8 protein-coding genes and 1 other RNA gene are annotated in these 11,550 nt (G+C 39.9%); 2 read left to right on the top strand and 7 right to left on the bottom strand.

Annotation, left to right across the window (positions count from 1 at the left end; all coding sequences use genetic code 11):
- Positions 1–3: 3 nt before the first annotated feature.
- The 3 genes from J4N24_RS08175 to J4N24_RS08165 form a co-directional block, all read right to left on the bottom strand.
- Entirely contained in the window at positions 4–765 is a 762-nt protein-coding gene (locus tag J4N24_RS08175) for a LytR/AlgR family response regulator transcription factor (protein WP_207533182.1), read from the bottom strand.
- A gap of 59 nt (positions 766–824) precedes the next feature.
- Positions 825–1,949 (bottom strand): cyclic dehypoxanthinyl futalosine synthase, encoded by a 1,125-nt coding sequence (gene mqnC / locus J4N24_RS08170; RefSeq protein ID WP_207533181.1) that lies wholly within the window; start codon positions 1,947–1,949, stop codon positions 825–827.
- 91 nt (positions 1,950–2,040) lie between these two features.
- Positions 2,041–2,820, bottom strand: a complete 780-nt coding sequence (locus J4N24_RS08165) for an RMD1 family protein (protein WP_207533180.1) — start codon at positions 2,818–2,820, stop codon at positions 2,041–2,043.
- A gap of 142 nt (positions 2,821–2,962) precedes the next feature.
- Between J4N24_RS08165 and J4N24_RS08160 the strand changes: the two genes are divergently transcribed.
- Positions 2,963–3,496 carry a hypothetical protein gene (locus J4N24_RS08160; protein ID WP_207533179.1) on the top strand — a complete coding sequence of 178 codons (534 nt, stop codon included), beginning with the start codon at positions 2,963–2,965 and terminating at the stop codon, positions 3,494–3,496.
- A gap of 40 nt (positions 3,497–3,536) precedes the next feature.
- Here J4N24_RS08160 and J4N24_RS08155 read toward each other — a convergent pair whose 3' ends face one another.
- From J4N24_RS08155 to ffs, 4 genes are all read right to left on the bottom strand, one after another.
- Positions 3,537–4,079, bottom strand: coding sequence for a DinB family protein (locus tag J4N24_RS08155; protein ID WP_207533178.1), 543 nt, complete (start codon positions 4,077–4,079; stop codon positions 3,537–3,539).
- A 42-nt stretch (positions 4,080–4,121) separates the two neighbouring features.
- Complete coding sequence (locus tag J4N24_RS08150) at positions 4,122–5,108, bottom strand: YpdA family putative bacillithiol disulfide reductase (RefSeq protein ID WP_207533177.1); 987 nt, start codon at positions 5,106–5,108, stop codon at positions 4,122–4,124.
- An 82-nt stretch (positions 5,109–5,190) separates the two neighbouring features.
- The gene (gene fsa / locus J4N24_RS08145; protein WP_207533176.1) at positions 5,191–5,850 is read right to left on the bottom strand and encodes a fructose-6-phosphate aldolase; all 660 of its coding nucleotides are present in this window, start codon (positions 5,848–5,850) and stop codon (positions 5,191–5,193) included.
- A gap of 87 nt (positions 5,851–5,937) precedes the next feature.
- An RNA gene (gene ffs / locus J4N24_RS08140) (signal recognition particle sRNA small type) lies at positions 5,938–6,031 on the bottom strand.
- Positions 6,032–7,034: 1,003 nt separating this feature from the next.
- Here ffs and gltB point away from each other — a divergent pair.
- Complete coding sequence (gltB, locus tag J4N24_RS08135) at positions 7,035–11,549, top strand: glutamate synthase large subunit (protein WP_207533175.1); 4,515 nt, start codon at positions 7,035–7,037, stop codon at positions 11,547–11,549.
- Position 11,550 lies beyond the last annotated feature (1 nt).

The following is an 11,550-nucleotide window of genomic DNA, read 5'->3' as shown; positions in this document are numbered from 1 at the left end:
ATTCTATCTGTTAAAATACTGTTTTGCCCGGTCAAGAAAGTCGCTTGAACGGCGTCTGGAAACAGGAAGATTTACATTATTTGTAAGGAAAATCTGAAGTCCATTTTTGTTCGAATATCCCTGAACGAACTTGAAATTAACCATTACAGACTTATGTATCCTTATAAAGTCAACGTTAGATAAGCTATCTTCAAACTCCTTTAAAGGTTTTGAAATAATTACTTTTTCGCCATTTTTAAGATGAAAGTTCGTGTAGTTGCTGTCGGCCTCGAGGTAGATGATGTCGTCAGTTTCGAGTACGTTAAACCCGTGAGTACTTGGAATACTCAGTTTTCTACTGGATTTCTCCTCTTTCCTGATAGCTTCGTTCCGTACCTGATCGTTGTCCTTTTGAGCAATTAGCTCTGCCCAATCTACAGCTTTAGCAACAGCCGTTTTAAGTTCAACTATATCAATAGGTTTTAGTAAATAGTCAACAGCCTCTGCCTTCAGTGCCTTTAAGGCATACTGATCGTATGCTGTAGTAAAGATCACCATAATATTCCTCTTCTGTAGCGTAGGAAGGAGCTCGAAGCCGTTTTCCTTAGGCATTGCTATATCCAGGAATACCAATTGAAATTGTTGTTCTTCAATAAGGTTTCTGGCTTCTGCTACTGATTTAGCGATAGCTCCAATTGTAACTTCCGGGCAGTTTTCCTGTAATAAGAAATACAACGATTTCCGGCTGTATTCTTCATCATCAACTATAAGTGCGTTCAGTACCATCTGTAATTCGGGTTCAATTTACCGAAAAACCTTTATGATAAAAGAGGCTGCAAAACTTTCTAATAGTTAATTGTCTGCTGCTCCATGTTTTCCGGCAACTCCCTGAATTCATATTTCTGATTGCGTAACTGTGGCTCAAAGCCGGCTTCGCGGATAGAATTTTGAATGGCATCTGAAGTAAAACGGTGAGGGGCACCTGCTGCACTTACCACATTTTCCTCTAACATAATTGAACCGAAATCATTAGCTCCTGCATGTAAACAGATTTGTGCTACTTGTTTTCCAACCGTTAACCAGGAAGCCTGAATATTTTTTACGTTTGGAAGCATTATGCGACTTAAGGCAATCATTCGTATATACTCATCTGCCGTTACCTGATTACTAATACCACGAACTTTTTTCAATAAAGTACCGTCATCCTGGAAAGGCCAGGGAATAAACGCAGTAAAACCATACGATCCTTCTGGTTTTTCTGCTTGAACTTGTCTGATCCAGACTAAATGCTCAAAACGTTCTTCCAAAGTTTCCACATGCCCGAACATCATTGTAGCCGAAGTTGGAAGGTTTAATTGATGTGCTGCACGCATGACATCAAGCCATTCTTGTCCCCCACATTTTCCTTTAGAAATTAGACGTCTAACGCGATCATTCAGGATTTCTGCACCCGCGCCAGGTAAGGAATCTAGGCCAGCTTCCTTTAAGGTCTTTAATACTTCATAATGCGAGAGTCCGTCTAATTTGGAAATATGGGCGATTTCGGGAGGACCTAAAGAATGCAGTTTCAGTGTAGGGTAGAGCTCCTTCAGTTGTTTAAATAAATCTGCATAGAAGGACAGTCCAAGGTCGGGGTGATGCCCTCCCTGTAAAAGAAGTTGGTCACCGCCAAAACGAAAGGTTTCCTCTATCTTCTTTTTATAAGTTTCTATATCCGTAATATAGCTGTCGGCATGGCCAGGTCTTCTGAAAAAATTGCAGAACTTGCAATTTGCAATGCACACATTTGTGGTGTTCACGTTGCGATCTATTTGCCACGTTACTTTACCATGAGGTACCTGTTTCTTTCGCAGTTCGTTAGCTACATACATTAAGTCGGCCGTATTGGCACTCTTAAATAGATAAACCCCTTCTTCCTGCGATAGAAAGTCAAATGTTAGAGCCCTTTGCAATAAGTCCTGCGTATTCATCTTTGCAAAGATACGTAGTCCACTTGAGTGATCTAATCTAAAAAAGCAATAATGAGGTCAATATTCTAAAAAAGATGATAAGAGACCGGCGTTAAGCAAATTTTTCGATGAAGAGATTAATAACTTCTACCAAAATTAGTATAATAACAATCCACTCGAGCATATTGCTATGGCGGTATTGAAGAAGATCCCTGAAGAGCTCTAAATTGTCCTTTATGATGGTTAAGCCCTCCTGAATGTTTCTGAATCGTTCCTGAAGATCGAAAGTACGCTTAAGCTCTGTATCTATTTGATTCAATTGTTCGTCTTCCCATGTTTCTGGTGGCGAGTCGAATATGTAAAGGTTCTCGGCTATTCTATTCTTCAGTAGTAAAGTTTTTCCGATGAATTTTTTAAGTTTTGTACCTGAAATACTAAGTCTGCCTTTATTTTCAAGCATTTGCGTGTGCTGATTAGTCTCTTCCAAAAGGGTTGAGGTCTGCTCGTAATAGTAATCCAGTGCAACGGATTGAGAAACGTTAAGCATAACTAAACGGATCTTCTCTGTATCAATTCCTTTAATGGCTATTGTATTGTAGCCAATCTTATTTTCTGTAGCATTGGTTTCTATATCAAATTCTTCCGAGAGTTCTTCAGTGAACCTATTTTTACAATAATTGGTTATTAAACGGAGGAATTGGGATATCCTGATGGCGTCGAAATTTAGAAAACAGACCACGCCATATTTGAAGATGTAGATGAACTCTTCTGTATCCATTTTATAGAAAAGTTCGTCAGAATCACCGTAGTATAGTTCCCCCTTAAAGTCAACCCTGAATTGTTTAATATCAATACTATCTGCAATTTGATAAGACAGAATCCTTTGAGCCATTTTTAAAGTTTGTTTGCCAGAGAGAGCTGTGTATAAATAAAGGATTTAGGAAGCGATTTTGTTTGTGAAGGACGCCAGGCTGCGAACTTTGAAAGGCAAAAACCAAACGCAGCACTTTAAGTTTTATCTGCATATATCAACTATGGAAGAGCCGATAATTATTACAACCGAAAACCAAAATGAAGTTTGGTTAAAAATTGAACAAGCATTTAAAACGACCGAAGGCCTTGCTGTTTCTCATTTTGAGTTCGAGAAAGATCAACGAAGGATCCTACTCGATGTAGACGGAAATAAGCAGAGCACGGTCTTTAGCGCTATAATTTATAACCAGAACGAATTCCGTTTTGCAATCCACCCTCAGGGTGTTATCGATGAAATTGGGAAAATTTTTGGAATGCAGGATGTTGTGTTAGGCTATAAGGAGTTTGATGATAAATTCATCATCAAAACCAATCAAGAAAGTAAAGTGCAATTACTTTTTGCTGATGAAAGGGTAAGAGATCTACTGACATCAGTACCTGAACTTTGCCTGGAAATTGTTGAATACCTTACTGAAAATGAAGAAGGTAAGGTTCCATTTCTAGAGTTAAAGGTTAATGGTTATATTAGCGAAGTAAGACTTCTAAGACAGTTGTTTCAAGTGTTTTACGACCTCTTATCTAAAGTAGATAACTAAGCTAACCGCCGGCAATTAACTCTGTTCCTTAGGATCTTTACTAAGATCCTAAGGCTATTTTAATATGTTCAAGATGATGCTTAAGGTGCCAGTTAGAAATGGCTATTGCCTGTGCCTGGTTGAACTTCACTTTCCTGACTGGATGAAAGTATTCTAGTTCCAGGTCCTTTTCAGTGAGCGATCGCATAAGGAAAACGTATCTCTTTGTTAAACCTTCCAATGCAAGAATAGAATCTTCAACAGGTTCCGTTAAGCTATCCGGAGTGTTTGCCCAACCATCCATGTTTATGAGGGTTACATCTGAATAATCTTTTTCCGTTAGAACCTTCTTCATGCGGAAGAAATGCAGCAATTGTATATCGGCCACATGATGCACTAATTGCCTGATGTTCCATGCATCAGGGCGGTAAGTTTTACTTAAGTCATCCTCGGTTAATACCTCTAATATCCCTCTATATTGGGCAGGTAATTTTTCAATCTCTGAAATGAGAAAGGTTATTTCTTCTAAAGAATAACTTTCCTTTTTTATAAAAGGCCCGATAGGAAATTTCAGGCTGTCGATACCGGCAAGATTTTCCATCATTAACTATTTTGATATGCTTTCTATGTTCTTAAGCTTTTGTTGCTATTTTTTAACTTTAGACATAATGTCCTCAATGATCTTTACCGCATGAATTCTTGAATTCTCAATGAAAAGAGTATGTGTATTCATGCCTCCGCAAACTACCCCCGCTAAATATAAGTTCTTAATATTAGTTTCCATACTATTTGAATAGATAGGGATCCTGTTTTCATCCACGGTACATTCGATTCCTATGTTATTAAGGAAATCAAAGTTTGGAAGATAACCGGTCATTGCCAGCACGAAATCGTTTTCAATCGTTAAGGGTCCCTCAGGTGTTATAATATCTATTTCACGTTCCCTGATCTCTGTTATTTCTGAATTGAAGTAGGCTGTTATACTTCCTTCTTTTATCCGATTTTCTATATCTGGCCTAACCCAATATTTCACACTTTTGCCAATTGTATCTCCCCGTATAATCATAGTTACTTCAGCTCCCTTTCTGAATGTCTCTAAAGCAACATCTACTGAGGAGTTACTTGCACCAATTACGGCAACTTTCTGCATGGTGAAGAAATGAGGATCTTTATAGTAATGATAGACCTTTTCGAGCTTTTCCCCCGGTACATCTATATAATTAGGAACGTCATAAAAACCAGTGGCAACTACAATATAACGCGAAGTATAACTGGCCCTGGTACTTGTTACTACAAAGGTTTCAGCTTGTTTGCTTACCGTCTCGACCGGCTCGAACAACTTGATATTCAATTGGTATTGAAGTGCTGCTCTTCTATAATACTCCAAAGCCTCTGCGCGTGTAGGTTTGGGGTTGATAGAAGGAAAGGGGAGACCTCCAATTTCCAGTCGCTCTGAGGTAGAGAAGAAGGTCATGTTAACTGGGTAATTATAAAGAGAGTTCACTAACGTGCCCTTTTCGAGAATAAGGTAGGATAAGCCTGCTTTTTTTGCTTCAATAGCACAGGCGAGACCAATTGGTCCGCCCCCAATAATTAATAGATCAAAATCTAAAGTCACGTTTTTGCTAAGCATTTGTAGCAATATGAGTGTTTTTTTTTTAAAATAAAAAAAGGCCGCTTTTATAAAAAGCAGCCTTCAAATAGTATCATGATTCTTATTTACCAGCCGCTTTCGCGTGATCTGCTAAGAATTGAGCTAAGCCATTATCAGTTAATGGATGCTTTAATAAAGCCAATATTGGGGCTAAAGGAGCTGTAACTACGTCTGCACCAAGTTTAGCGCAATTAATAATATGCATTGGGTGACGGGCAGATGCTGCTAGAATTTGAGTAGTATATCCGTAATTATCGAATATTGTGCGAATGTCTTCGATCAATGTTAGTCCGTCTGTAGAAATATCATCTAAACGACCAATAAAAGGGGAAACATAAGTTGCACCTGCTTTTGCAGCTAAAAGAGCCTGACCAGCAGAGAAGATCAACGTACAATTCGTTTTAATACCCTTTTCTGTAAAATACTTAATCGCTTTTACCCCATCTTTTAACATTGGAACTTTTACCACAATGCGTTCGTGAAGTTTAGCCAAAGCTTCACCTTCAGCGATCATCTCTTCAAAGGTTGTAGAAATGACTTCAGCACTTACATCCCCATCAGTTATTTCGCATATAGCTTTATAATGATTAATTACATTCTCTTCACCTGTAATTCCTTCTTTAGCCATCAAGCTTGGGTTAGTAGTAACGCCATCTAGAACACCTAAATCATGTGCTTCTTTGATTTGAGCTAAATTCGCAGTATCGATAAAAAATTTCATGGTGGTAATAAAAGTTAAAAATTAAAATTCAGTGAAGTCTTGTGATCCTGTGTATTTAGATTTTAATTGGAAGAAGAAAAAAGTGGGCTAGCACCTTCTATCGCACCGCTACGACTCTCTACCCTTGCTTTGTTCCCAACCTGGGGGAGTTCAAGAGGAGCTGGTCGTAGAAGACTAACCCGCCGCAAAAGTAAGAACTTTTTGATATCTCTATAATTTTTTTGAAAATATTTCTGCCCTGTAGTCCCCTTTATAATGGTTTTACGCCTTGATTGAGCTGATTTAGACCATCTTATCCGTTCTTCAAATATTAAATTATTTTGTATCTTTACACTACTGGCAGCGATTTCAACTGTTGCAACTTGAGTATATGTTATCCATTACCTGCAAAAGTCTATATAGAAAGATTTTTAATCTGGGGGATAGGCTGCTGCGCTTACCTCAAGCTTTCAACTAATTTCCTTCCTTCTGATTATTCGGTACACTAAGTCCCTATTTTAGTCAACTCTGGAAAAAATTTCCGAACACCTTCCGAAGAAAACCTAAATGGTCAAAAAGTCAAATTAAACGATTTCGGTTTCCTGGCAGAAACAAGAGGCTTGACCCATTCTTTGTTTAGATCTCCAAAATGCACTTTTGCTATTATTTCACGGGCACTTAGTGTACCATGTTCGTGGCTGGTTCGAAATTTTGGCCGGGCTTCCCGAACTTGCCTCGAACTTGGTCCCTACCTGGTATGGAGCAGGTGAGCAGCTATTTTGATGGTTTAAGATCTAAAAGGAAAATTTAGCGAATTATAGTTCTACTGTTGAACAAGGCTAGATTTTTCAAGAAGCAAGATTTCCATATTAAGACAGCGTTAAATCCTGACTCTTCATTTTAGCCATTTTCTTCAGAAATCCGTGTGAACGGTTGCAAAAATAATATGATCCAGGTAATACAAATAACTGTAAATAAGTGCGATTGTCATCAAATTGTTTTCAAAAAAAGCTAAATAAATGCGCTTTTGTCGAAATGTTCACAAGTCCTATTGTTAATATTTCAATAAATGAACGTTAAATTTGATGAAATGTTAATTAAGTGTAAAAACCTCCTTTTTGTTTTAAAGAAAACGCAAAAGTTATTGCCAGATAGTGAAATTTCGGCCAAAAACTGTATTTTCGTGGATTACCATTATAATTCTGATGAAGCAAACCGGAAATGACCAACAGGGATTATATCGCCCTGAATTTGAACACGACTCATGTGGAGTGGGTTTTATTACGAACATTAATGGCCATAAATCACACCAAACTGTTTCAGATGCTTTAACAATTCTGGAGAGTATGGAGCATAGAGGTGCGTGTGGCTGTGATCCTGAGACAGGAGATGGTGCCGGTATTCTGATGCAATTACCTCACGAATTCCTTATGGAAGAGTGTATTGCCCTGGATATCCACCTTGCAGAACCTGGCCATTATGGCGCAGGTAACTTTTTCTTCCCTAAAGAAATTACTGCTAAAGAGGCTTGCAGATCAGTAATTATTAATTCTGCTGAAAAGCTTGGCCTTCCTTTTTTAGGCTTCCGTAAAGTTCCTGTAAACCCGAGTGTAGTGGGCCCAACAGCTCTAGCAGTTGAGCCAGATGTAGAGCAAGTGTTTATTGGCCGTCCTGCCAACATTGTTAGCGTTGAAGATTTCGAAAGAAAGCTTTATGTGTTAAGACGCTTGATTACCAAGTCTGTTAATGAAACCGTAGCCAACGGAAGTGATTTTTATATTACATCACTTTCTGCCCGTGTTATGGGGTATAAGGGACAGCTTACAACGTACCAATTACGTCAATATTATCTTGACCTTCAGGATGAGCGTTTGACTTCTGCTTTTGGTATGGTACACAGCCGTTTTTCTACCAATACTTTCCCTTCATGGAAGTTAGCTCAACCGTTCCGTTTCATGGCGCATAACGGTGAGATTAACACGTTAACAGGTAACTTAAACTGGTTCTATGCTGGTTTAAGATCATACGCGTCTTCTTATTTCTCAGCTGAAGAATTGGAGATCGTTCTTCCTGTGATTGATAAAAACCAGTCGGATTCCGCTTGTCTGGATAACGTTGTTGAAGTTCTGGTTCATACTGGTCGTTCGTTACCTCATGTAATGATGATGCTAGTTCCTGAAGCTTGGGATGGTAACGAGCATATGGAGCCGTTGAAGAAAGCGTTCTATGAATTCCATGCAACAATGATGGAGCCGTGGGATGGTCCTGCTGCGCTTACCTTTACAGACGGTAAACAAATCGGTGCTTTATTAGACAGAAATGGTCTTCGTCCCTTACGTTACGCAACTACCAGTGATGGTCGTGTAATTGTAGCCTCAGAAGCTGGAGCTCTTCCAGTTGATGAGAAATTGATCACTCAGAAAGGTCGTTTACAGCCAGGTAAAATGTTGCTGATGGACATTGTTGAGGGTAAGATCATCACCGACGAGGAAATCAAAACTAAAATTGCAAGCAGTCAGCCTTATGCTGAATGGCTTGAAAATTATAAGATCAAGATTGAAGAATTACCTGAGCCTAGGGTTGCATTTACGAATCTTTCAAAAGATGCAGTTCACAAGTATCACCAGGTATTCGGATACACCCGCGAGGATATTGAAACGATCATTAAGCCAATGGCGGTTGATGGTAAAGAGCCTATCGGATCTATGGGTACTGACGTTCCTTTGGCAGTATTGTCAGATCGTCCTCAGCATCTTTCAAGTTACTTTAAACAATTCTTCGCTCAGGTAACCAATCCACCGATCGACCCGATCCGTGAGCGTATGGTAATGAGTCTTGCTACGTTTATCGGTAGCAATGGCAACTTGTTTGATGAAGATAAAATGCATTGTCATTGTGTTGCGTTGCAGCAGCCGATCCTTAGCAATACTGAACTAGAGAAATTAAGAAGTATTGATACGGGTATGTTCAATGCTAAAACCCTTCAAACTTACTTCAAGGCTGATGGTCAGGCTGGCTCATTACAGCAAGGCTTAGACAGGCTTTGCCGTTATGCTGAAGATGCGGTTAACGATGGTTTTGAAGTGATCATCTTATCAGACAGGGCGGTTGATTCTCAACATGCTCCGATCCCTTCACTTTTAGCTGTATCGGCAGTTCACCACCACTTGATCAGAAAAGGTTACCGTGGACAAGTGGGTATTGTGGTTGAAGCTGGAGATGTTTGGGAAGTTCATCATTTCGCTTGTCTGTTAGGTTTTGGCGCAACTGCTATTAACCCATACCTTGCGCTTGAAACTATTCACGCATTGAAGGAAGAAGGAAACCTTGAAACTTCTTTAGAATTCAAATACCTTTCTAAGAACTACGTTAAATCTGTTTGTGATGGATTGTTGAAGATATTCTCTAAAATGGGTATTTCAACTCTTCAATCATACCAGGGTGCTCAAATATTTGAAATACTGGGTATTAACAGGGCAGTAGTAGATAAGTACTTCACTGGTGCTGTTACCAGGATCGAAGGTCTCGGCCTTGATGAAATTGCTAAAGAAACGTTATTCAAACATAAAAACGGTTTTATTAGTAAAGCTCCTTTGCTTCTTGCTGAAGGTGGTATTTACCAATGGAAACGTCGTGGAGAAGCTCACTTATTCAATCCACAAACTGTTCACTTGTTACAACAAGCAACCAGAACAGCAGATTATAATGTTTACAAGAGCTACGCACGTTTAATCAATGAGCAAGATGAAAGAAAGTACACCCTGCGTGGTTTATTTGATTTCGCTCATCACCGCGAGCCGATATCAATTGACGAAGTAGAACCTGCTTCTGACATCATGAAGCGTTTTGCTACTGGTGCAATGTCTTTCGGTTCTATCTCTCACGAAGCTCACAGTACACTTGCTATCGCAATGAACCGTATTGGTGGTAGAAGTAATACAGGTGAAGGTGGTGAAGATGAGATGCGTTATGAATTGCTTCCTAACGGAGATTCCATGCGTTCATCCATCAAACAGGTTGCTTCTGGCCGTTTCGGTGTAACTTCTTATTACCTGACCAATGCAGACGAGCTTCAGATCAAGATGGCTCAGGGTGCTAAACCAGGTGAGGGTGGTCAGTTACCGGGTGATAAGGTAGATCCATGGATTGCAAAAGTTCGTCACTCAACTCCTGGAGTAGGTTTAATTTCTCCTCCTCCTCACCACGATATCTATTCAATTGAGGATTTAGCCCAGCTGATCTTCGACTTGAAGAATGCTAACCGCGCTGCACGTATCAACGTTAAGTTGGTTTCTAAAGCAGGTGTTGGTACCATTGCTGCCGGTGTTGCTAAGGCTCACGCTGATGTAATTCTGATTGCAGGTTACGATGGTGGTACTGGTGCCTCTCCAATAAGTTCTATCAAGCACGCTGGTTTACCATGGGAGCTTGGTTTAGCTGAAGCGCATCAAACATTAGTACGCAACCAGCTAAGAAGCCGTGTTGTCCTTCAAACAGATGGTCAGTTGAAGACTGGTCGCGATATCGCTATCGCTACTTTGTTAGGTGCTGAAGAATGGGGTGTTGCAACTGCAGCGCTTGTTGCAGGTGGTTGTATCATGATGCGTAAGTGCCACTTAAATACTTGTCCGGTAGGGGTTGCTACTCAGGATCCTGAGTTACGTAAGTTATTCAGTGGTAAACCTGAGCATATCGTTAACCTGTTCAACTTCCTTGCACAGGAACTTCGTGAGATCATGGCCGACCTTGGTTTCAGAACAATTAACGAGATGGTTGGTAAGGCTCAATTCCTGAAAGTAAGAGAGAACAACTTACACTGGAAAACAAGAACTTTAGATCTATCTGCATTACTTTATCCTGTAACTAACCCTAATAAAGCACAAACGCTTTATAACAGCGAGTCTCAGGATCACGGAATGTCTAATATCCTTGACTGGCAATTGGTAGAACATGCTAAACAGGCATTAGAAAGCAAAACACCAGTATTTGGTTCATTCAACGTTAAAAATACCGACCGTACAATTGGTACTGTATTATCTAACGAAGTGACCAAGATCTATAAGGCTGCTGGCTTACCAGACAATACTATCAACTATAAGTTTGTTGGTTCTGCTGGACAAAGCTTTGGAGCGTTCGCTACAAAAGGACTTTCTTTTGAACTGGAAGGAGAAGGAAATGACTACGTAGGTAAAGGTTTATCAGGAGCAAGATTGGCGGTTTATCCTTCAACTGATAGTTCCCTGGTTCCTGAAGATAACATCATCATCGGTAACGTAGCCCTTTACGGTGCAACTTCTGGTGAGCTATATGTAAGAGGACAAGCAGGTGAGCGTTTTGCTGTACGTAACTCTGGTGCAACTGCGGTTGTAGAAGGAGTGGGTGATCACGGTTGTGAGTATATGACTGGTGGTAGAGCTTTAATCCTTGGTAAAACCGGTAGAAACTTCGCTGCAGGTATGAGCGGTGGTATCGCATGGATCTATGATGCAGATGGTACTTTTGCTGAAAACTGCAATCCTGAAATGGTGGATCTTGATCCGCTTACAGGAGAAGACGAAGAGCAGATCACTGCATTGCTTCGCAAGCACATGCAATTGACACAAAGTCATTTAGCATTGTTCTTACTGAGCAACTGGAACCAGGAATCAGGTAAGTTTATCAAAGTATTCCCTAAAGAGTACAAAAAAGTTTTACAACGCGCACAATTTCAAGCCAGCTAAT

Source organism: Desertivirga arenae, from assembly GCF_017355785.1.
In the GTDB taxonomy this organism is placed as follows: Bacteria; Bacteroidota; Bacteroidia; order Sphingobacteriales; family Sphingobacteriaceae; genus Desertivirga; species Desertivirga arenae.
This window is presented reverse-complemented; position numbering and strand designations above follow the sequence as displayed.